17 protein-coding genes and 1 pseudogene are annotated in these 21115 nt (G+C 72.5%); 13 read left to right on the top strand and 5 right to left on the bottom strand.

Annotated features, from left to right (window positions below; genetic code table 11):
• Positions 1–42: 42 nt before the first annotated feature.
• From OHT52_RS27255 to OHT52_RS27290, 8 genes are all read left to right on the top strand, one after another.
• Positions 43–222 carry a DUF6903 family protein gene (locus OHT52_RS27255; RefSeq protein ID WP_328722821.1) on the top strand — a complete coding sequence of 60 codons (180 nt, stop codon included), beginning with the start codon at positions 43–45 and terminating at the stop codon, positions 220–222.
• The gene (locus tag OHT52_RS27260; protein WP_328722822.1) at positions 219–1646 is read left to right on the top strand and encodes an alpha-L-fucosidase; all 1428 of its coding nucleotides are present in this window, start codon (positions 219–221) and stop codon (positions 1644–1646) included. The genes OHT52_RS27255 and OHT52_RS27260 overlap by 4 nt, the downstream gene beginning before the upstream one ends.
• 164 nt (positions 1647–1810) lie before the next feature.
• Positions 1811–2830, top strand: coding sequence for a peptidylprolyl isomerase (locus OHT52_RS27265; RefSeq protein ID WP_328722823.1), 1020 nt, complete (start codon positions 1811–1813; stop codon positions 2828–2830).
• Positions 2827–5193 carry a discoidin domain-containing protein gene (locus tag OHT52_RS27270; protein WP_328722824.1) on the top strand — a complete coding sequence of 789 codons (2367 nt, stop codon included), beginning with the start codon at positions 2827–2829 and terminating at the stop codon, positions 5191–5193. The genes OHT52_RS27265 and OHT52_RS27270 overlap by 4 nt, the downstream gene beginning before the upstream one ends.
• A gap of 252 nt (positions 5194–5445) precedes the next feature.
• A complete protein-coding gene (locus OHT52_RS27275) occupies positions 5446–7473 on the top strand; it encodes a CASTOR/POLLUX-related putative ion channel (protein WP_328722825.1) in 2028 nt (675 codons plus the stop codon).
• A gap of 9 nt (positions 7474–7482) precedes the next feature.
• The gene (locus OHT52_RS27280; RefSeq protein ID WP_328722826.1) at positions 7483–8154 is read left to right on the top strand and encodes a TetR/AcrR family transcriptional regulator; all 672 of its coding nucleotides are present in this window, start codon (positions 7483–7485) and stop codon (positions 8152–8154) included.
• A 267-nt stretch (positions 8155–8421) separates the two neighbouring features.
• Entirely contained in the window at positions 8422–8589 is a 168-nt protein-coding gene (locus OHT52_RS27285) for an SCO1431 family membrane protein (protein ID WP_328722827.1), read from the top strand.
• Positions 8590–8837: 248 nt separating this feature from the next.
• A complete protein-coding gene (locus OHT52_RS27290; protein ID WP_328722829.1) occupies positions 8838–10010 on the top strand; it encodes an acyl-CoA dehydrogenase family protein in 1173 nt (390 codons plus the stop codon).
• Between the two features lie 473 nt (positions 10011–10483).
• Here OHT52_RS27290 and OHT52_RS27295 read toward each other — a convergent pair whose 3' ends face one another.
• Positions 10484–10879, bottom strand: coding sequence for a hypothetical protein (locus OHT52_RS27295; RefSeq protein ID WP_328722830.1), 396 nt, complete (start codon positions 10877–10879; stop codon positions 10484–10486).
• Between the two features lie 378 nt (positions 10880–11257).
• Here OHT52_RS27295 and OHT52_RS27300 point away from each other — a divergent pair, with 378 nt between their 5' ends.
• The 4 genes and pseudogenes from OHT52_RS27300 to fxsA all read left to right on the top strand — a co-directional run bounded on the left by OHT52_RS27300 (position 11258) and on the right by fxsA (position 15741).
• Positions 11258–11698, top strand: a complete 441-nt coding sequence (locus OHT52_RS27300; protein ID WP_018490165.1) for an Lrp/AsnC family transcriptional regulator — start codon at positions 11258–11260, stop codon at positions 11696–11698.
• A 93-nt stretch (positions 11699–11791) separates the two neighbouring features.
• Positions 11792–13438, top strand: coding sequence for an amidohydrolase (locus OHT52_RS27305; protein WP_328722831.1), 1647 nt, complete (start codon positions 11792–11794; stop codon positions 13436–13438).
• Between the two features lie 606 nt (positions 13439–14044).
• Positions 14045–14815, top strand: a pseudogene (locus OHT52_RS27310) (polyprenol monophosphomannose synthase); the annotation flags it as partial.
• A gap of 326 nt (positions 14816–15141) precedes the next feature.
• Positions 15142–15741, top strand: coding sequence for an FxsA family membrane protein (fxsA, locus tag OHT52_RS27315; RefSeq protein WP_328722832.1), 600 nt, complete (start codon positions 15142–15144; stop codon positions 15739–15741).
• 167 nt (positions 15742–15908) lie between these two features.
• Here the strand turns inward: fxsA and OHT52_RS27320 are convergent, their stop codons facing one another.
• The 4 genes from OHT52_RS27320 to yczE form a co-directional block, all read right to left on the bottom strand.
• Positions 15909–16283: an RNA polymerase-binding protein RbpA gene (locus OHT52_RS27320; protein WP_007262928.1), complete on the bottom strand. Its 375-nt coding sequence runs from the start codon at positions 16281–16283 to the stop codon at positions 15909–15911.
• A gap of 265 nt (positions 16284–16548) precedes the next feature.
• Positions 16549–17922, bottom strand: coding sequence for an MFS transporter (locus OHT52_RS27325; RefSeq protein WP_328722833.1), 1374 nt, complete (start codon positions 17920–17922; stop codon positions 16549–16551).
• A 55-nt stretch (positions 17923–17977) separates the two neighbouring features.
• Positions 17978–18742: a glycerophosphodiester phosphodiesterase family protein gene (locus OHT52_RS27330; protein WP_328722834.1), complete on the bottom strand. Its 765-nt coding sequence runs from the start codon at positions 18740–18742 to the stop codon at positions 17978–17980.
• The gene (gene yczE, locus OHT52_RS27335; protein ID WP_328722835.1) at positions 18739–19407 is read right to left on the bottom strand and encodes a membrane protein YczE; all 669 of its coding nucleotides are present in this window, start codon (positions 19405–19407) and stop codon (positions 18739–18741) included. Before yczE ends, OHT52_RS27330 begins: the two co-directional genes overlap by 4 nt.
• A 101-nt stretch (positions 19408–19508) precedes the next feature.
• Between yczE and OHT52_RS27340 the strand changes: the two genes are divergently transcribed.
• Positions 19509–21008 carry an SCO1417 family MocR-like transcription factor gene (locus OHT52_RS27340; protein ID WP_328722836.1) on the top strand — a complete coding sequence of 500 codons (1500 nt, stop codon included), beginning with the start codon at positions 19509–19511 and terminating at the stop codon, positions 21006–21008.
• Positions 21009–21115 lie beyond the last annotated feature (107 nt).

A 21115-nucleotide genomic window follows, 5' to 3' on the forward strand; every position in this document is an offset into this window, starting at 1 on the left:
CCACGCCCCACGACCCACAGCCCCAGCGGAAGGAAAACGGACATGAAGGACTCGACGCGGACGGCCCTGCTCGTCGGCGTGCGCACGCTCGTCGCGGCGGCCTGCGTGGCGCTCGTCGTGGTGGAGCGCAGGACGATCGGCTGGGGACACCTCGGCATCATGCTTCTCGCGCTCGCCGGGCTGATGGCCCTGCTCGCCTCGTACAACCGGAGGTACCAGTGACAGCCGCGGCCACGCCCGCACGGGCGCTCTCCGAGATCAGGCCCAGCGCGCGGCAACTCGCCTGGCAGGAGATGGAGTTCTACGGCTTCATCCACTTCGGGATGAACACGATGACGGACCGGGAGTGGGGCGAGGGGCACGACGCTCCGGCCCTCTTCGACCCGTCCGACCTCGACGCCGACCAGTGGGTGGCCTCGCTCAAGAGCGCGGGGATGACCGGCGTCATCCTCACCTGCAAGCACCACGACGGCTTCTGCATGTGGCCGAGCGACGCGACGGACTACTCGGTCGCCTCCTCGCCGTGGCGCGGCGGCTCGGGTGACGTGGTCGCCGAGGTCGCCGACGCCGCCCGCCGGCACGGCCTGAAGTTCGGTGTCTACCTCTCCCCGTGGGACCGCACCGAGGCGTCCTACGGCTCCGGCGGCGCGTACGACGACTTCTACGTCGCCCAGCTCACCGAACTGCTCACCCGCTACGGGCCGGTGTTCTCCGTGTGGCTCGACGGCGCGAACGGCGAGGGACCCAACGGCAAGCGCCAGACCTACGACTGGGAGCGCTACTACGCGGTGGTGCGCGAGCTCCAGCCCGACGCGGTGATCAACGTGTGCGGCCCCGACGTCCGCTGGTGCGGCAATGAGGCCGGCGAGACCCGCCCCGACGAGTGGAGCGTGGTGCCGCGCGCCCTCCAGGACGCCGAGCGGACCGCGTCCGTCTCGCAGCAGGCGGACGACGGCGTCTTCTCCCGCCTGGTCCGCAGCGACGACCGCGACCTGGGCAGCCGGGCCGCGCTCGCCGGCCACGAGTCGGATCTGGTCTGGTACCCGGCCGAGGTCAACACCTCGATCCGCCCCGGCTGGTTCCACCACACCGCGGAGGACAGCCAAGTCCGCCCGGTGGACGAGCTGTTCGCCATCTACCAGCGTGCGGTCGGCGGCAACTCCTGCTTCCTGCTCAACGTCCCCCCGGCCGCCGACGGCCGTCTGCGGGACGCCGACGTGGCGGCGCTCGGCGGTCTCGGCCGGCGCATCGAGGAGTTCCGCTCCCGCAGGGTCGAGGCGACCGCGACGGTCACCTCCGGCACCCCGGGAGACGTGGCCACCGCCTGGCCCGGCGCGGCGGACACCGCCTGGCGCCCCGACGGCACCGACGCCCGCCCCGCCGTGACCCTCACGTTCGACGGGCCCCGCAGGATCGAGGCGGTCGTGCTGGGCGAGGACATCACCGAGGGCCAGCGCGTCGAGCACGTCGTCGTCCGGGGCTCGCTGGCCGGCGAGTGGACCACGCTCGCCGAGACGAACGCGGTGGGCTACCAGCGCATCCTCACCTTCCCGGCCGCCGAGGCCGACACGGTCGTCTTCGAGATCACCGCTACCCGGGACACCCCCGTCGTCGCCCGGGTGGCGGCGATCGGGGCGGGTTCGTGAAGGGCGCGGCGTCCCGCACACGGGTGCCGCGCCCACCGGCGGGGACCCGCAAGCCCGGTTCCGGCAGGCCCGGCTCCCGCAAGCCGGCCGCCGTACGCGGCACCGGTGCGGCGACCCGCACGGCGGCGGCCTCCCGGCGTCCGTCGCGGCGGACCCTCGCCGCGGTGACCGGTGCCGTACTCGCCGTCGTCGCGGTGGTCGTCGCGACGGTGACGATGTCCGGCGGCCACCGGGGAGACGACGTCGCCACCCTGGACGGGCGCCCGGTCACCCGCGAGGAACTGCTCTTCCACATGGGGCGGCTCGCCCCCACCGTGCAGAACGAGCTGACCACCACCTACCATCTGGCATCCCCGTTCAGCTGGAACGCGAAGACGGGAGCCAAGAGCGCGCTCCAGCGCCTGGAGGCGAGCGCCCTGGACGAGATCCGCGAGGACAGGGCGACCCTCGTCCTCGCACAGGGCCAAGGGCTCGTCGACTCCGTGGACTTCGCGGACCTCACCGCAGAGCGCACCGAGGAGAACGAGGCCCGCGCCCAGGCCGTCCAGGCCGGCCGGACGGTCTACGGGGTCACGGACTTCTCCCCCGAGGAGTACTACACCCACCGGCTGACCGAACTCGCCACCAGCCTCAAGGACCTGCTCAGCAAGGACGCCGCGAGCCCGCTCCACGTCACCGACGCGGAGGTCCGCAAGGCGTTCGACGCGGACCCGGACTCCTGGAGCGCCAACGCGACCACGTACGCGTACACGCAACTCGTGGTCCAGGTGCCGGACGGCGCCCCCGCCGGCTTCGCCGCCGCCCTCCAGCGCCGGGTGAAGGCCGCGGGGCACCTGGCCGACGTCACCGAGGTGGCGGACGCGAAGCTCACCACCGCCACCTACGGCGGGAGTGGCACCACCGGGCTCAGCACCCACGACCAGGACCTCGCCTCCGTGCTCGGAGAGCTCGACCGGGGACAGGTCTCGGCGCCCGTCAAGGGCACCGGCCAGATCACGTACTACCAGCTCGACAGCGTGAAGACCGACCAGGACAAGGCGTTCACCGAGTACTCCCAGCGGATCCGCCAGTCGCTCGTCGAGAAGAAGTACGCCACCTACCTCCAGCGCCGGGCCGACGACGCCTCGATGCACGTCGACAGCTCGGCGGTGGCCGCCATCAACGCGAAGGACGTGCAGCAATGAGACCTGCCGACATCGGCCCGCCCGCCGACGAGGCGCCGGTGAAGCGCCCGTGGCTCACCACACGGACGGTTCGCACCGGCCTCGCCTCCGTGCTCGCCGCACTGCTCGTGGGGTCGCTCGCCCCGGCCGCGCACGCCGCAGCCGGACCGAAGGGACCCGCCGCCCCCGCAGCCTCCGCCGCCGCCAAGTCCTGGCCCGGCAACAAGCACAACGCCACGGGCGGCAAGGACTACTACATCGACGCCACGCACGGCCACGACACCGCGGCCGGCACCTCGCCGAAGAACGCCTGGGCCAGCCTGGCCAAGGCGAACGCGACGACGTTTCTGCCCGGCGACCGCATCCTGCTCAAGGCCGGCGAGCAGTGGCAGAACGAGCAGCTGTGGCCGAAGGGCTCCGGCAGCGCGGGCAAGCCGATCACCATCTCCGCGTACGGCGACAAGCGAGCCGGCCGCCCCTACATCGCCACGAACGGCCAAGTGCCCAGCCCGTTCAACGCGGACGGCACGAAGAACCCGCAGACCGTCGGTCTGACCGGCGCCATCGTGCTGCGGAACCAGCAGTACTGGGACATCGACAACGTCGAGCTGTCCAACGACGACGACTTCGCCACGGACATCACCAAGGGCACCTACGTCCGCGACGGCATCATGGTCTCGATCAACGCCGACCTCTTCCCGGACGGCGCGGACACGGTCATGGACCACTTCCGCATATCGGATATCTACGTCCACAACCTCGACGGCCCGAGCAGCTGGCAGAAGATCCACTACGGTGCGGTCGACTTCCAGGTCTTCGGCAGCAAGAGCTACAAGGCGTACCCGGCCGGCGGATACCACTTCAGCGACGTCCGGATCGAGAACAACACCTTCGAGAACGTCGAACTCCACGCCGTACAGTTCGCGTTCAACTGGTTCGCCGCCGACAGCGCCGACTCGGGCCAGTACGACGAGGCCGGCAAGTGGCACGAGGGCTGGGAGCAGCTGTGGGTGCGCACCCGCGACCTGTACAGCCGTGACGTCTACATCGGCCACAACTACGCCAAGAGCATCGGCCAGGGCGCCTTCCAGCTCGCCGACTCCCAGCGCATGACAGTCGAGTACAACGAGGTCAACGGCTTCCTGGAGCGCTACAACGCGGTCTCCTGCGGGCTCTACCTGTGGGCCGGCGCCGACTCCACCATGCAGTACAACGAGGTCTACGGCGGCCCCGACAACGAGTACGACGGCACCCCCTGGGACCTGGAGTACACCAACTTCAACGTCACTTACCAGTACAACTACTCGCACGACAACGCCGCGGGCTGGATGGCCTACATGGGCAACAGCTCGAACTCGGTGGCGCGTTACAACCTCAGCGTCAACGACAACGGCGTGCTCGTGAAGAACATGCTGTCGACGAACTACGCGCCGACCTATTTCACCAACAACACCTTCGTCTACGACGGCGCCGACCTGAACACCGTCCACGACGAGACGTTCCTGAGCCGCGTCTACTTCCTCAACAACATCTTCTACAACACCTCCGAGACCACCCCGACCCCGTGGTACCGCCGGACCGGCGCCCTGCGCCAGGCCGTGTTCTCCCACAACGACTACTACGAGGCGTCCGGCACGCACTCCGCGCAGGAGCCGGCCGACCCGGACGGGCTGCGGGCCGACCCGAAGTTCACCGGTGACCCCGCCCACTACGTCACCGGTGCGGGCGTCGACAAGATCCGCAAGGCCGCCGCGCCCTTCGCGCTGCGCAAGGACTCGCCGCTGATCGACGCGGGCCGGTACAACGCCCACATGGGCACCGAGGACTTCCTCGGTACGCACCTCTACTACGGCGACGCCCCGGACATCGGCATCGCCGAGTCCAAGCGCGGCCGCAAGGTGGCCCACCCGGTCGACGCGAACCCCATCGAGGAGGAGGCGGACAACAGGGTGAACCTCGCCCTCGGCAAGTCCGTCACCGCCAGCTCGACCCACCCCGGGGCGAACGGCTCGCTCGGCGCGGAGAAGCTGACCGACGGCAACCTGTCGACCCGCTGGGCCGCGGCCGACGACGCGTCCTACCCGATCACGCTCGACGTCGACTTCGGCGCGGACACCACGTTCGACCAGGTCTACCTGGACGAGTACACGGACTCGGGCACCAACCCCCGGGTCCAGTCCTTCGAGCTCCAGCGCTGGGACGCGGCCACCGGCGGCTGGGTCACCTTCGCCACCCGTGACGCGGGTGTCGGGCACGACCTCACGGTGACGGGCTTCGGCAGCGTCACCAGCTCCAAGCTGCGGGTGGCCCTCACCGGCCAGATCGCCACGGAGCAGTACACCCCGAGCCTGACCGAGATCTCGGTCTACCGCGCGGGCGCGTGAGCGGTGTCGTCACGGACCCGCGGATGAGCCGACCGGGTCCGCGACGATGACGCAGGGAGGGCGGGTGGATGCCACGGCATTCACCCGCCCTCGACGTTCCCCGGGGCGCCCCAGCCACCCGCGTCCGCCCGAAAGGGTGAACTTGCCCCCGAATGCGGCGTGTCCCGACATCGCAGGCGCCATGGTGCGGAAGAGGCGGGTGGGGCCGTCACCTCCGCGCGGGGCGCGGCAGCGGGCGTGAGGGGAGTGACCGTGAAACCAGTCAAGGGGAGGCCGCCGGCACCGCTGCGGGACCGTGCGCGCTACCGGTTCGACCGGACGCTGGCCCGCTCCACCGGCACCCTGATGGGCTGGCTGGTCCTCACCTGCCTGGCCGTCGTGGTCCCGGTCAGCGCGGTGCTGGTGTGGACGGACCCGGGCGCGCCCCGGTCGCTGCCGGAACGGCTGATCGCGGTGTGGCGGACCAGCGCGGAGACGCTCCGACTGGGCACCGCCACGGGGGCCCCGCTCAGGCTGGCCCTGTCCGCCCTGCTCGGGCTGGTCGCCCTGCTCGGCGTGTCGACCCTGGTCGGGGTCGTCACCACCGGCCTCGCCGACCGCATGACGGAGCTGAGCCGGGGGCGGTCCAGAGTGCTGGAACACGGCCACGTCGTCGTGCTCGGTTGGTCCGACCAGGCGACCACCGTGGTGAGCGAACTGGTGGCGGCCCAGGTACCGAACCGGCCGCGGGCCGTCGTCGTGCTCGCCGACCGGGACAAGGCGGAGATGGAACGCGCGCTCGCCGCACACCTCCCGCCGGCCGCCCGGGCGCGGATCGTCTGCCGCAGCGGACCCGCCAGCGACCCCGCGGTGCTCGCCCTCGTCAGCCCGCGCACCGCCAGCACCGTCCTGGTGCTGCCCTCGGGGGAGCCGTCCGCCGACGCCGAGGTGCTGCGGGTCCTGCTGTCGCTGCGCGCGGTGCTCGGCGAGGACACGGACGGGCCGCCGGTGCTCGCCGCGGTGCGGGACGACCGGTACCGCGCCCCCGCGCGCCTCGCCGCCGGGCCGCGCGGCACGGTGCTGGAGACCGACACCGTCACCGCCCGGCTGATCGCCCAGTGCGTCGGCAGGCCGGGGCTCTCCCTCGTGCTCCGTGACCTCCTCGACTTCGCGGGCGACGAGTTCCACCTCGCCGACGCCACCGCCTTCCACGGGGAGACCTTCGGCACCGCCCTGCTGGGGCACCCGAACTCCTGCGTGGTCGGCCTGCTCACCCCGGAGGGCCGCACGCTGCTCAACCCGCCGGCCCGCACCCCGGTCGAGCCGGGAGGCCACCTGATCGTGCTGGCCCTGGACGACGACAGCACCCGGGTGGAGGACTGCCGGCATCTGGTCGACCCCACCGCGATCGCCGCGGACGGCTCCCCTCCCGACGACCCGACGCGCCTGCTGGTCCTCGGCTGGAACCGCCGCGCCCCGCTCGTCGTCGGCCAGTTGTTGGAGACGGCCCGCCCCGGCTCCGTCCTCGACGTGATCACCGACAGCACCGTCCCCGGCCCGAGGGAGCCGGAGGGGGGCGCACCGGCACCGCGCGGGTCCGCGAACGGGACGCCCGAGGCCGCGTCCGTACGCTTCCGGTCGGCCGCGCTGTCGCGGCCCGAAGCCCTGCTCGGGCTCGACCTCACCCCGTACGACGGGCTGGTCGTGCTAGGCCCCGATCCGGGTGAGAGCCCGGACCGCCCCGACGACTGGACGCTGGTCACCCTGCTGGCGCTGCGGCTGCAGGAGGAGCGCGCCGGACGCGAACTGCGTGTCGTCACCGAACTCACCGACGACAGCAACCGGCCGCTGGCTCCCGTCAACCACGGCTCCGACGTCATCGTCAGCGGGAAGCTGACCGGGTTGCTGATGGCCCAGATCACCCAGAACCGGCACCTGGCCCCGGTGTTCGACGAGTTGTTCTCCGGCGACGGCGCGAACGTCCTGCTCCGCCCCGCCGCCACGTACGTCCGCCCGGGCGCCGAAGCCACCTTCGCCACCGTCGTCGCCGCCGCCCGTGACCGGGGCGACTGCGCGATCGGCTACCGCTGCCACGACCGCTCCGCCCCCGGCACGGACCACGGCGTCCGGCTCAACCCGCCCAAGGCGGAGCGGCGCGTGTGGAGCCCGGGGGACCAGGTGGTCGTGGTGGGGACACCCCCGGGCGGCGCCGCGGCCCACTCCGGACCGCCGCACCGGGGCACGTTCCACAGCGACCCCCCGACCAGGCCGTTCGATCCCCTCGGCGGGGGGCGCCCGTAGACTTGGCGGGTGGACCGGTCGATGGGGTTGCGAGAACGCAAGAAGCTGCGGACGCGGGAGACCATCTCAGAGGTCGCGATCGCGCTCTTCCTGGAGCACGGATTCGACCGGGTCTCCGTCGCCGACGTCGCCGCCGCCGCCGAGGTCTCCAAGCCGACGCTCTTCCGGTACTTCCCCACCAAAGAGGACCTGGTCGTCCAGCGGTTCGCCGACCACCAGGGCGAGAGTGCCGAGGTGGTGCGGAACCGTCCGGCCGGGGTGAGCCCGGTCGACGCCCTCCACCGGCACTTCCTGGACGGGCTGGAAGCCGGCGACCCCATCACGGGGCTCAGCGACCACGAGGGCGTCCTCGCCTTCCACCGCCTCGTCCACTCCACCCCCGGCCTCGTGGCCCGCTCCGCCCAGTACCTCGCACGCGCCGAGGAAGAACTCGCCCGCGCCCTCGCCGACACCCTCGGCGAGGAGTCCCGGGAGGTCACGCCCCGGCTGCTGGCGGGACAACTGGTCGCCACCCAGCGCATCCTGGCCTCGACGAACTGGCAGCGCATCGTGGACGGCAGATCGGCCGGGGACGTCCGCCCCGAGGCCGTCGCGGACGCGGACCACGCTTTCGCCCTGCTGAACCGGGGGGCCGCCGCACTCACGCACCCCGGCGGCGACGCCACTCCCGCCACCGACTGACGCTCCGGCGCTCCCTTCCGGCGCTCCCCGGAGCGTTTTTCGCGCGTGTCCGGGTACGTCCCGCCGTGTGTGGCGTCCGGCACAGCGCCCGCCCCCGCCTCGGCCGTCGTCCCGCACCCGGTCCCTTGGGCCCGCTGGTCCGGCCACCGTCCGGGGGCGGCGGCGGGCCGGAGCACGGTGACGAGGATCTCCTCCGCCGGACGTCGTTCGTCGGGCACTGTGGTGCGGTCGGGGGACCTCCACTGCCGTACGACCGAGCGAGATGCCATGACCGCGACCACCGCCGCCGCCGAACGCCTCCACCCCTCCCGCCGCGCACCTCGCGCCCGCACCGGTGGCCCGGGGGAGAGGGGACCGAAGGTCCTCGAACACGTCCTCGGCTGGACCCTCGTCCTCGTGCTCGCTCTCTTCGTCACCCGGGCCGGACTCATGTGACCCGCGCGGCGGGGCGCCCGAGCGGCCTCCCGGCAGCCGATCACATGCTCGCGTACCTGGTGACGGGGGCGCCCCGATCGGGCATACTCGACGCGCCACAGCCGCTGACCGGCACCTTCCGCGATCCGGAAGGGCAGGATCGGTTGGGCACGTACGACTGTTCCGGGCCCGGCCCGGACCACTCGGCGACGCGGCTCCCCACCCCGGGCCCGTACGCCGTCACGCCCGACAGGGAGGAGAGCGCCGTCATGCCCGACCGAGCCCCGCAATCGGTGGAACGCCGTCTGCCCACCGAGGAATCCCGGCAACTGCTCACGCTGGTCCGCGACATCGTCGCGAACGAGATCGCGCCCCGGGCGGCCGACGAGGAGGAGGCGGGCCACTTCCCGCGTGAACTCTTCACCCTCCTCTCCGCATCGGGCCTGCTGGGCCTGGCCTACGACTCCGGTTTCGGCGGCGGGGACCAGTCGTACGAGGTCTACCTCCAGGTCCTGGAGGAACTGGCCGCCGCCCGGCTGACCGTGGGACTCGGCGTCAGCGTGCACTCCCTGGCCTGCCACGCCCTCGCCAACTACGGCACCGAGGAGCAGAAGAAGGCGCATCTGCCCGCGATGCTCTCCGGCGGACTCCTGGGCGCCTACTGCCTCTCCGAGCCCGCGTCCGGTTCCGACGCGGCCTCGCTGCACACCAGGGCGGTACGGGACGGCGACGACTGGGTGCTCACCGGCACCAAGGCGTGGATCACCCACGGTGGCATCGCCGACTTCTGCACGGTGCTCGCCCGCACCGGCGCGGACGGCCCTCGGGGCATCACCGCCTTCCTGGTCCCCGGCGACGCCGAAGGGCTCAACGCGGCTGCCCCCGAACGGAAGATGGGCATGAAGGGCTCGCCCACCGCCCAGCTCAACTTCGACGGCGTACGCGTGCCGGACGGCCGCCGGATCGGCGAGGAAGGGCAGGGCTTCGCCATCGCGCTCTCCGCGCTCGACTCCGGCCGCCTGGGCATCGCGGCCTGCGCGGTCGGCGTCGCCCAGGCCGCGCTGGACGAAGCCGTCGGATACGCCACGGACCGGCGGCAGTTCGGGCGCCCGATCGCGGACTTCCAGGGGCTGCGCTTCCTGCTCGCGGACATGGCCACCCAGATCGAGGCCGGCCGGGCGCTGTACCTGGAGGCCGCCCGGCTCCGCGACGCCGGGCAGCCCTTCTCCCGCCAGGCCGCCATGGCGAAGCTGTTCTGCACGGACGCGGCCATGCGCGTCACCATCGACGCCGTGCAGGTGCTGGGCGGTTACGGCTACACCCGGGACTTCCCCGTCGAACGCCTGATGCGGGAGGCCAAGGTGCTCCAGATCGTGGAGGGCACCAACCAGATCCAGCGGATGGTCATCGCCCGCCACCTCGCCGGCCCCGAATCGCACTGATCCGCTGCGGCAGCGTCACCCACACCGGCGCCGTCACGATCCGGGTCCACTCCTGGTCGTGACGGCCCGGCAAGGTGCGCCCCGATCCCTCCCAGTCGCGGAGCAGCGCGACATAGATGGGGGATTCGGAGGGCGGTGTCGCCGACGGGGGGTGCGCGGCGGACGGTAAGGCCCTGCCTGCCGCCCCCGCGTGCGGAATACCCGCACCGGGGGCTGCCGTGGCGACGCGGGGTTCCGGTTCTCGACGGAGCGGTGCCGTGGGCCGGGGAACCGATTCTTCGAAGGGCGGGGCGACGAGACGGCGACGACCGGAGCCCGCCGTGGTGTCCGGGAGGGTCATACCGGACCAACGCCCGGGGCGCCGTCGGGTCACTGTACGAGCGATGCGGGCGGATGTTCGAGACGGGTCCTCCGCCGGGACCCGCACCACGTCGGCGGCGCCGTCGCGGTGCGCGGGGCACGGGTCTTCGGACTCAGGCGGCGCGACGCATCTGCGGCATCCGCATCGGGCGCGAGCCGGGGCCCCCGGCGTGCGAGAACGGCTGCATCCGCCAGTCGAGTCCCTGGGGGAGCGTCAGCAGCAGCGCGGTCTCCTGCTCCTGCACCTCCAGCGTCTCGTCGGCGGGCTCGGCCTCGGCGGCGTCACGGCCCGTACCGGCGCAGACGGTCAGCACGAACGGGTTCCAGGGGGTGGGGCAGAGCGCGTGCTCCGGGAACACGTCCTCGTCGGCGAGGAGCGCGATCGGCTGCTCGCAGTCCGGGCAGAAGACCCGGTACATCTCAAAGGTGTCGTACGCGTCGGACAGGCTGTCCTCGTCCGTATCGACGGGCTCCGGTTCGCTGTGACCGGTGAGCTTCAGGCTCTGCATGGGAAGTCCCCCCTCAGTGGGCCGGTGAGGCGCGGTGGCCCCGACCACACCAAGCACTTCCCGCCGTGACTCCGCTGTAACCGCTACCCGGGTAGACAACAGGCGGTAAACATGTGGCCTTGGTCACATGCCACTCGCAGGTGCCCTGCCCGGCCTTCCCGGACCGCTCTCCGAAGAGTCCGGGAAGGGGCCGCGAAGTCTTCTCCGGCCCGCGAAACCCGGCACGCCCATGCGCCACTTCGGCGCAATCATCCAGGTGTGTCCGGTGCGGGACGGGCTTGTCCGCCCCGCGGTCCCCCGCTCCGGCCGCCGTGTGCGGGGCCCGCCGGGCGTGCCCCGGGACTTTGCGGACCGGACCCGGGGCAATAGGTTGACCGCATGGAGGAGCTGGACCGTCAGATCGTGGAGTTGCTCGTCAAGGACGGGCGGATGAGCTACACCGACCTGGGCAAGGCCACGGGCCTGTCCACCTCGGCCGTTCATCAGCGTGTCCGCAGGCTGGAGCAGCGCGGGGTGATCCGGGGCTACGCCGCGGTCGTCGACCCCGAAGCCGTCGGCCTGCCCCTCACCGCGTTCATCTCGGTGAAACCGTTCGACCCCAGCGCTCCCGACGACATCGCCGAGCGGCTCGCCGGCGTGCCCGAACTGGAGGCCTGCCACAGCGTCGCCGGGGACGAGAACTACATCCTCAAGGTGCGGGTGGCCACCCCGCTGGAGCTGGAACACCTGCTCACCCGCATCCGCTCGCTGGCCGGCGTCTCCACCCGGACCACCGTCGTCCTGTCCACCCCGTACGAGGCGCGGCCCCCGCGCGTCTGACCAGGTCGCCCGGGAGTGCGCGCCGGGGTGCGCCGCGCGCTTTTCGGGAGGGGCGCGGACCACCGTCGCCGGGGCACGCGGGAGACTGGTCCCATGACCGAGAGCACCGCCCCCCAGAGCGACCCCGAACACCGCACCGTGCTGCTGCGCGGTGGAGACGTCCACAGCCCCGCCGACCCGTTCGCCACCGCGATGGTCGTCGAACGCGGGCACGTCGCCTGGGTGGGCTCCGAGGGTGCCGCCGACGCGTTCGCGGGCGGAGCCGACGAGATCGTCGACCTGGAAGGCGCCCTGGTCACCCCCGCCTTCACCGACGCCCACGTGCACACCACCTCCACCGGACTCGCGCTCACCGGGCTCGACCTGTCGGGCGCCCGGAGCCTGGCAGAGGCGCTGGACCTCGTCCGTGCCTTCGCCGACGGCCGGCCCGCCGACGCCGTGCTGCTCGGCCACGGCTGGGACGCCGCCCGCTGGCCCGGGCACCGGCCCCCGTCGCGCCGCGAGCTGGACGAGGCGGCCGGCGGCAGGGCCCTCTACCTGACCCGCGTCGACGTGCACTCCGCGGTCGTCACCACGGCCCTCCTGGACCGCGTCCCCGGGGTCACCGCGATGGACGGGTACCGCCCCGACGCCCCGCTGACCGGCGACGCCCACCACGCGGTACGCGCCGCCGCGCACGCCACCGTCACCGTGCGCCAGCGCGCCGACGCCCAGCGCGCCGCCCTGCGCCACGCCGCCTCGCTCGGCATCGGAACGGTCCACGAGTGCGGCGGGCCCGAGATCTCCGACGAGGACGACTTCACCTCCCTGCTGGCGCTGGCCGGCGCCGAACCCGGCCCCCGGGTCATCGGACTCTGGGCCGAGCACGTCGAGAACGAGAAGGGCGCCGCACGCATCCGTGAACTCGGCGCGCTCGGCGCCGCGGGGGACCTCTTCGCGGACGGTTCGCTGGGTTCGCACACCGCCTGCCTGCACGAGGCGTACGCCGACGCCCCGCACACCGGCTCCGCGCACCTGGACGCCGCACGGATCGCCACCCATGTCACGGCCTGCACCGAAGCGGGCCTCCAGGCCGGCTTCCACGCCATCGGCGACGCCGCGCTCACCGCCGTCGTGGACGGCATCCGGGCCGCCGCCGAGCGGGTCGGCCTGGCCCGTGTCCGTGCCGCTCGCCACCGTGTGGAGCACGCGGAGATGCTCACCCCCGAGACGATCGCCGCCTTCGCGGAACTCGGCCTGACCGCCTCCGTGCAGCCCGCCTTCGACGCGGCCTGGGGCGGCGAGGACGGCATGTACGCCCGGCGCCTGGGCGCGGAGCGGGCCGCCACGCTCAACCCCTACGCGGCGCTGCTGCGTGCGGGCGTGCCCCTCGCCTTCGGCTCGGACAGCCCGGTCACCCCGCTCGACCCGTGGGGCACCGTGCGGGCGGCCGCCTTTCACCGCAACCCGGAGCACCGGATCTCCGTGCGCGCCGGATTCACCGCCCACACCCGGGGCGGCTGGCGCGCGGCGGGCCGCGACGACGCCGGAATCCTGGTGCCCGGAGCGCCGGCCGACTACGCGATCTGGCGTACCTCCGAACTGGTCGTCCAGGCACCCGACGACCGGGTCGCCCGGTGGTCGACCGACCCCCGCTCCGGCACCCCTGGCCTGCCCGATCTCTCTCCGGAGGCCGATCTCCCGGTCTGCCTGCGCACCGTCGTGGGCGGACGGAGTGTCTACGTACGCCCGAACGAGTGACGAGGCGGTTTTCCGTACCGCCGATCGATGGGGGAGTGCTCGTACGCGACCTGCGGATCTTCGGCGCTGACCAGGCGATATGAGACAACTTCGCAGGTCAGGCCGTTGTTGACAGAAAGCGGCTGTCGGCCGGTAGGTTCGGCCGGGTCCACCACAGGACGTCCACCGGTCGAACCTCCATGCAGTCGTCGAACGCCGCTGGGTCACGGGGTGGTGAGCCGTACCGGCCCACTGCCACTGACAGCCAGGTTCAGCGCCCGCGCCTCGGGGGCGAGGGAAGGTTTCGCCGGTCGACGGGTGCGACCCGGGTGGGGCCCGGACGTTCAGTAGACAACGGCTTTCGGTCGACCCGCAGCCAGCGGGCGCCAGGTCGGCCCGAAGGGCGCCGGGCCCCGATCCGCAGACCTGTGCGGCGCGGGCGGGGACCCCGCTCGCGGCATTCTCGGACCGCGCGCCGGGGAACCGTCGCCCGTCCGCCGCTGATCTGTCCCCACTTCCGTGGTTCTGTCCGGCAGCTCGTGCCGCTTCGCGTGGCCGGGGCGCCCGGAGGGTGCCGCGCGGTCGATATGGTGTGCACCTTGTGCACGGATCTTTAAGGGGCAGTTAGTGAACGACGGCGGTCAGCGGCGGTACGACCCGCTCGGCAGAGTCCTGGTGATCATCCCGACCTACAACGAGGCCGAGAACATCAAGCCGATCGTCGACCGGGTGCGTTCCGCCGTCCCCGAGGCCGACATCCTGGTCGCCGACGACAACAGCCCCGACGGAACCGGCAAGATCGTCGACGAGATCGCCGCCGAGGACACCCGGGTGCACGTGCTGCACCGCAAGGGCAAGGAAGGGCTGGGCGCCGCCTACCTGGCCGGTTTCGACTGGGGCGCGGAGCACGGCTACGGCGTTCTCGTGGAGATGGACGCGGACGGCTCCCACCAGCCGGAGGAACTGCCCCGCCTGCTCACCGCCCTCAAGGGCGCCGACCTCGTTCTCGGCTCGCGCTGGGTGCCGGGCGGCCGGGTGGTGAACTGGCCCAAGAGCCGGGAGGTGATCTCCCGGGGCGGCAGCCTCTACTCGAGGCTCGCGCTCGGCCTGGACGTCCGCGACGTGACCGGCGGCTACCGGGCGTTCCGTACCGACACCCTCAAGGGGCTCGGCCTGGACGAGGTCGCCTCCCAGGGATACTGCTTCCAGGTCGATCTGGCCCGCCGCGCGGTGGAGGCCGGATTCCACGTGGTGGAGGTGCCGATCACCTTCGTGGACCGGGAGGTCGGCGACTCCAAGATGAGCCGCGACATCCTCGTCGAGGCGCTGTTCCGGGTCACCGGTTGGGGCATCACCGCCCGGACCAACAAGGTCACCGACAAGGTGCTGGGTCGCAAGCCCGCCCCTCGGTCCGGCACCGCCCGCGACACGCCGGACGCTCCTGGCCAGGGCCCGGCGGACGCCCCGGCGGAGACCACCGCCGCGGCCCCGGCGGAGACCACCACGGACGCCCCGGCCGACACGGCTCCACCGGCCCCGGTCGAGACCGCTCCGGACGCCGGTGCCGATCACGCACCCGTTTCCCCGGCCGACACTCCTCCGAAGGCCGAATAGGGTCCTTCGTCGCCGTCCCGGCGACCCGGCCCGGACTCCCGGGACGGGAACCCCCGCACGGGCCCACCCCGCCCGTGCCGCTCGTACCGCCGTACAGGCACACTGGGGGCATGACGACCGGCACACCGCCCCCGAACCGTCCCCGGCGCTCGCGCGTCCGCAGATTCCTGCCGCTGGGCATCGTCGCCTGGCTGGTGCTGGAGATCTGGCTGCTGATCCTGGTGGCCGGCGCGGCCGGCGGCTTCACCGTCCTGCTGCTTCTGGTGGCGGGCTTCGTGTGCGGCGCGGCGGTGGTCAAGAAGGCCGGACGCCGCGCCTTCTCCAACCTCACCGAGACCCTCCGGCAGGCACCCGGTCAGCCCGGTCCGGAGGAAGTGCGGACGGAGCCGCAGCCGACGGCCCGGGGGAACGGCTTCCTCATGCTCGGCGGGATCCTGCTCATGATCCCCGGCATGCTCTCGGACGTGGCCGGCCTCCTGCTCCTGGTCCCGCCCGTCCGCAAGGCGCTCAGCGGACTCACCGAACGGGCGCTGGAGCGCCGGATGCGCGCCGCCTCACCCGGAAGCCTCTCCGGAGCCTTCCAGCAGGCGCGGATGCACCGTCCGGACGGGAAGGTGGTCCAGGGCGAGGTGATCCGTGAGGACGGCACGCAGCCGCCCCGGCGCGGCGACGACGGACCGCAGGGCCCCCGGCCTCCGCTGACCCCCTGAGAAGCTCGCCCCCCGAGGAGCTCACTCTCTGAGGCCGGGCGGAGTGCGGGACACGTACTCCGCCCGGTCCACGCACAAAGCCTCGGGCCGTGACACAGAAGCTGTGTCACGGCCCGAGGCTGTAGTGGCCGCATGCGGTGCGGCCGTCCGTTCGGTGCTTGCGCGGATCAGGCGGACTTCCTGCTGTCCCGCGGATGCACGGCGATGTTCATGGCTCCGGAGCGGAGGACCGCCAGCCTCTCGGCCAGCACTTCCTCCAGCTCCTCGCGGGTGCGCCGCTCCATGAGCATGTCCCAGTGCGTACGCGCGGGCTTGCCCTTCTTCTCCTCGGGGCCATCCCCGTCCACCAGGAGTGCCATGGCGCCGCACGCCTTGCACTCCCACTCCGGCGGAATTTCCGCCTCTACCGAGAAGGGCATCTCAAATCGATGCCCGTTCTGGCATGCGTACTCCACCGCCTGGCGCGGGGCCAGATCGATGCCGCGGTCCGTCTCGTAGCTGGTAACCACGAGTCGCGTGCCGCGGAGAGCTCGCTCACTCATGAATCGTGCCTCCCGGGCTTGTCGCCCACAGGACAGGTGTCGCTGTCGTCGTCATCCGGTCAACGTCCGCTCGGCGGTAAAGATTCCCGTTGCCGGCCATGCGTCGCCCGTCTTGCCGCTGCTGTGTCAGGGGTGATTCCCCATCGCTGCCCGGTTTGTCACTTTTGAATGGATTTGTCACCCAACAGCTTGACGTCATCCACGCGCAGTAACGGTCTTTCCGGGCAGGCCAAAGGCGTACACTACCGGCCTTTTACTTCAACGTCTAAATCCGCCCCGGTACGGGATTGCCCGCGGCGGCCGCGGCGGCCCGCACAGGCACCCTCGCGAGCAGCACGGAGCCGATGACGAAGAACACCACCAAGGAGATGATCGCCTGCCGGTAGCTGCCGGTCAGCTGGTACGCCAGGCCGAAGACCAGGGGCCCCAGCCAGCTGAGTCCGCGGTCGCTCATCTCGTACGCGGAAAAATACTCGGCTTCCTTGCCGCGCGGGACCAGATGCGAGAAAAGGGAGCGGGAGAGGGCCTGGCTGCCTCCGAGGACGAGTCCGATCGCCGCCGCCAGAACGTAGAAGAAGACGGGCGCGTCGGCCGGCAGGAAGTAGGCCGCCACCAGGATCAGCGTCCAGACCACCAGCGACGCCAGGATCGTGCGCTGCGCGCCGTACACCCGGGCGAGCCGTCCCATCCCGAGCGCGCCGGCCACGGCGAGGACCTGCACCAGCAGGACGGCGGTGATCAGCGTCGTCTGGTCGAGGCCGAGCTCCTCCGAGCCGAACACCGAGGCCTGGGAGATGACGGTCTGCACCCCGTCGTTGTAGATGAGGTACGCCAGCAGGAACGAGAGCGTCAGCGGATGGCGCCGCATGTCCCGCAGGGTGGCGAGCAACTGCCGCCAGCCCGAGCCCACCGCCCCCTCGCCGCCCGGGGCGGTCCGGCGGTCGCGCAGCCGCCGCAGCGGCACGACGGTGAAAGCGCCCCACCACAGTCCGGCGGAAGCCAGGCAGATGCGTACCGAATCCGACTCGGTCAGGCCGAACGAGTCGTGCCCGGTGTAGACGACCAGGTTGAGGACGAGGACGAGCGCGCCCGAGGTGTAGCCGAACGCCCAGCCCCGCGAGGAGACCGCGTCCCGCTCCTCGGGCTCCGCGATCTGCGGCAGGTAGGAGTTGTACAGCACCATCGACACCGAGATCGCCGCGTTGGCCACGATCAGCAGGAAGGCGCCGAGCAGATAGCGGTGGCCGTCCAGGAAGAACATCGCGGTCGTGGCCGCCGCACCCGTGTAGGCGGCCGCGGCGAGCAGGGGCTTCTTGCGGCCCGACCGGTCCGCCGCCGCGCCCACGAGCGGCATGAGCACGACCGCGAGGACCACCGAAACCGAGACCGAGTACGCGAAGAGCGACCCGGCCCGCACGGGTATGCCGAGGGGGTGCACGAAGCCCTCGGAGTCGGAGGCCGCCTTCGCCACCGAGGTCAGGTAGGGCCCGAGGAAGACGGTGAGCACGCTCGTGGAGTAGACCGAGCACGCGAAGTCGTAGAAGTACCAGCCCCGTTGTTCCCGTCTGCGGGCGACGGTCTCCGGTGTGTCCGCCGGACGGTCCGATGGTGTCGCCGTCCCCGTGGTCCCTGTACTCACGCTTCCCCGCCCCCCGCTCGGTCTGTTCCGTTCGTCACCGGCCACCGGACCGGCGTCAGGACCAGATCCCGCGCTCGCTCAGCACCGTACGCAGTGTTCCGATGTGATCGGTCATGATGCCATCCACGCCGAGGTCGAGGAGGGCGTCCATCTCCGCCGCCTCGTCGATCGTCCAGACGTGGACCTGGAGGCCCAGGGCGTGCGCCGTACGGACGAAACGGCGGTCGACGACCCGGATGCCGTTCTGGCTCACCGGAACCTGCGCGCACACCGCGCCCCGGCGCAGCGGCGCCGGAATCCCGAGCGAGCGCAGCCGCAGGGCCAGTACGCCCCGCACGCCGTACGAGGTCGCCAGCCGGGAGCCGCCGAGGCGCTGCGCGCGAGCCACCCGGGCCTCCGAGAACGAGCCGACGCACACCCGGTCCCAGGCGTCCGTCCGGCGGATCAGCGCGAGGAGGGGGGCGAGCGAGGACTCGGCCTTCACGTCGACGTTCCAACGGGCCTCGGGGAACTCCTCCAGCAGCTCCTCGAAAAGCGGCAAGGGCTCACGGCCGCCCACCCGGGCCCGGCGGACCTCGCTCCACGGCAGGTCCGCTATCCGGCCCCCGGTGCCGGTGACCCGGTCCAGGGTCGGATCGTGGAAGGCGACGAGTCGGCCGTCAGCGGTGGTGTGCACGTCGGTCTCGAAGTAGCGGTACCCCTGCGCCGCCGCCCGGCGGAAGGCCGCAGCGGTGTTCTCCAGCCCACCGGCCGCACCGCCGCGGTGGGCGAACGGGATCGTCGACGGATGGTCCAGATACGGGTGGCGTCCTGAGTTCACCGCCGAAGTATGGCGGTCACCGGTGACGGTCCGGCGACGGCCCCGGTCGCTCCCGGAGCCCCGGGGATGGCGAACAGGCGCAGGAAGAACTGGGCGAGCGGCCCGATGGCCAGCGCGTACACCAGCGTCCCGATGCCGAGCGAGCCGCCGAGCGCGAACCCGGCCGCCACGACGGCGACCTCGACCGCCGTCCGCGCCAGGCGCACCGACCGGCCGGTCGCCCGGTGCAGGCCGGTCATCAGCCCGTCGCGCGGCCCGGGGCCGAACCGGGCCGTGATGTAGAGCCCGGTCGCCGCTCCGTTCAGTACGACCCCCAGCACCAGCACCGCGGTCCTGGCCGCCCACCCGTGGGCCTCGGGCACGACCGCCAGCGTGCCGTCGATCACCAGGCCCACCACGAAGACGTTGGAGACCGTGCCGAGCCCCGGGCGCTGTCGCAGCGGAATCCACAGCAGCAGCACGAGTGCGCCGACCCCGATGGAGACGGTCCCGATGGCGATGCCGGTGAGCTCCGAGATCCCCTGGTGCAGTACGCCCCAGGGCTCCAGCCCCAGCCCGGCGACGACCAGCAACGCCGAACTCGCCCCGTAGAGCACCAGCCCGGCGTACAGCCGCACCAGCCGGCGGACGACGGACGAGCGGTACGGAGCGGCGTTGGCGTACATGGGGTACCCCCTGCTGTGATGGTGGTGGACCGGCTCGTGTCACTCTGTGGCCGGAGATTGGCCGCCAGCCATGGCCAATCCGAGGAAGGTGGACTGATTTCATGGCTCAGTGGACTTCGACGGTCGGGGCCGCCCAGCTCGCGCGCCAGCTCCAGGCGCCGCTCTCCCGCCCCGGCGCCCCCGGCGCCCGGAAGCCCCCGGCCTACCGCGCCCTCGCCGACGGGGTCCGGCTGCTGGTGCTCGAAGGGCGGGTACCGGTCGCCGCACGGCTGCCCGCCGAACGCGAACTGGCGCTCGCCCTGGCCGTCAGCCGCACCACCGTCGCCGCGGCCTACGAGGCGCTGCGTACCGAGGGCTTCCTGGAGTCCCGGCGCGGCGCGGGCAGCTGGACCGCGGTCCCCGCGGGCAACCCGCTGCCCGCCCGGGGCCTGGAACCGCTGCCACCCGAGGCGCTCGGCTCGATGATCGACCTGGGCTGCGCCTCGCTGCCCGCCCCTGAGCCCTGGCTGACCCGGGCCGTCCAGGGAGCGCTGGAGGAGCTACCGCCGTACGCCCACACGCACGGCGACTACCCGGCCGGCCTGCCCGCCCTGCGCCGGATGATCGCGGACCGCTACACCGAGCACGGCGTCCCCACCATGCCCGAGCAGATCATGGTGACCACCGGGGCGATGGGTGCCATCGACGCCATCTGCCACCTCTTCGCCGGGCGCGGCGAACGCATCGCCGTCGAGTCGCCGAGCTACGCCAACATCCTCCAGCTGATGCGGGAGACCGGCGCCCGCCTGGTGCCCGTCGCCATGCGGGACGGGCTCGGCGGCTGGGACCTGAACCGCTGGCGGCAGGTCCTGCGTGACTCCGCCCCCCGGCTCGCCTACGTCGTCGCCGACTTCCACAACCCCACCGGCGCCCTCGCCGACGAGCAGCAGCGACGCGGCCTGGTGGAGGCGGCGCGCTCGGCGGGCACGGTCCTGGTCGTCGACGAGACGATGCACGAACTGGCCCTCGACGAGGACGTGGAGATGCCCCGCCGGGTCTGCGCCTTCGACCCGGCCGGCAGCACGGTGATCACGGTGGGATCGGCCAGCAAGGCCTTCTGGGCCGGGATGCGGATCGGCTGGGTCCGGGCGGCGCCCGACACCATCCGCAGCCTCGTCTCGGCACGCGCCTACGCGGACATGGGGACGCCCGTCCTGGAGCAGCTCGCCATCAACTGGCTGCTGCGTACCGGCGGCTGGGCCGACGCGGTCGAGCTCCGGCGCGAACAGGCCCGGAGCAACCGCGACGCCCTGGTCGCGGCGGTGCGCCGGGAGCTTCCGGACTGGGAGTTCCAGACGCCTCGCGGGGGTCTGACCCTCTGGGTGCGTACCGGCGGGCTCTCCGGGTCGCGCCTGGCGGTGGCGGGTGAGCGGGTGGGGGTCAGGGTGCCGTCCGGGCCGCGCTTCGGGGTGGACGGGGCGTTCGAGGGGTACGTCCGGCTGCCGTTCACGGTGGGCGGGCCGGTGGCGGACGAGGCGGCGGCGCGGCTGGCCGCGGCGGCGGCCCTGGTCCGGGCCGGCGCGGGGGCGGGCGTCGACGCGCCGAGGACCTTCGTGGCCTGAGGGAGCCGGGAGGAGGGGCGGGGCGGACGACGGGCGGAGAGCCCGGCGGGCGGGCGCGGACTCTCCGGTCCGTGCCCGCCCGCCGGGGCGGCCCTGGTTGCCCGCCG

Source organism: Streptomyces sp. NBC_00247 (assembly GCF_036188265.1).
Taxonomy (GTDB): Bacteria; Actinomycetota; Actinomycetes; order Streptomycetales; family Streptomycetaceae; genus Streptomyces.

Excerpts from the sequence above, each read along its gene's own strand:
- OHT52_RS27320 (WP_007262928.1), bottom strand. The coding sequence starts at position 16,283 with ATGAGTGAGCGAGCTCTCCGCGGCACGCGACTCGTGGTTACCAGCTAC.
- OHT52_RS27300 (WP_018490165.1), top strand. The coding sequence starts at position 11,258 with ATGGAGGAGCTGGACCGTCAGATCGTGGAGTTGCTCGTCAAGGACGGG.
- OHT52_RS27340 (WP_328722836.1), top strand. The coding sequence starts at position 19,509 with ATGGCTCAGTGGACTTCGACGGTCGGGGCCGCCCAGCTCGCGCGCCAG.
- OHT52_RS27295 (WP_328722830.1), bottom strand. The coding sequence starts at position 10,879 with ATGCAGAGCCTGAAGCTCACCGGTCACAGCGAACCGGAGCCCGTCGAT.
- yczE (WP_328722835.1), bottom strand. The coding sequence starts at position 19,407 with ATGTACGCCAACGCCGCTCCGTACCGCTCGTCCGTCGTCCGCCGGCTG.
- OHT52_RS27255 (WP_328722821.1), top strand. The coding sequence starts at position 43 with ATGAAGGACTCGACGCGGACGGCCCTGCTCGTCGGCGTGCGCACGCTC.
- fxsA (WP_328722832.1), top strand. The coding sequence starts at position 15,142 with ATGACGACCGGCACACCGCCCCCGAACCGTCCCCGGCGCTCGCGCGTC.
- OHT52_RS27285 (WP_328722827.1), top strand. The coding sequence starts at position 8,422 with ATGACCGCGACCACCGCCGCCGCCGAACGCCTCCACCCCTCCCGCCGC.
- OHT52_RS27270 (WP_328722824.1), top strand. The coding sequence starts at position 2,827 with ATGAGACCTGCCGACATCGGCCCGCCCGCCGACGAGGCGCCGGTGAAG.
- OHT52_RS27290 (WP_328722829.1), top strand. The coding sequence starts at position 8,838 with ATGCCCGACCGAGCCCCGCAATCGGTGGAACGCCGTCTGCCCACCGAG.
- OHT52_RS27305 (WP_328722831.1), top strand. The coding sequence starts at position 11,792 with ATGACCGAGAGCACCGCCCCCCAGAGCGACCCCGAACACCGCACCGTG.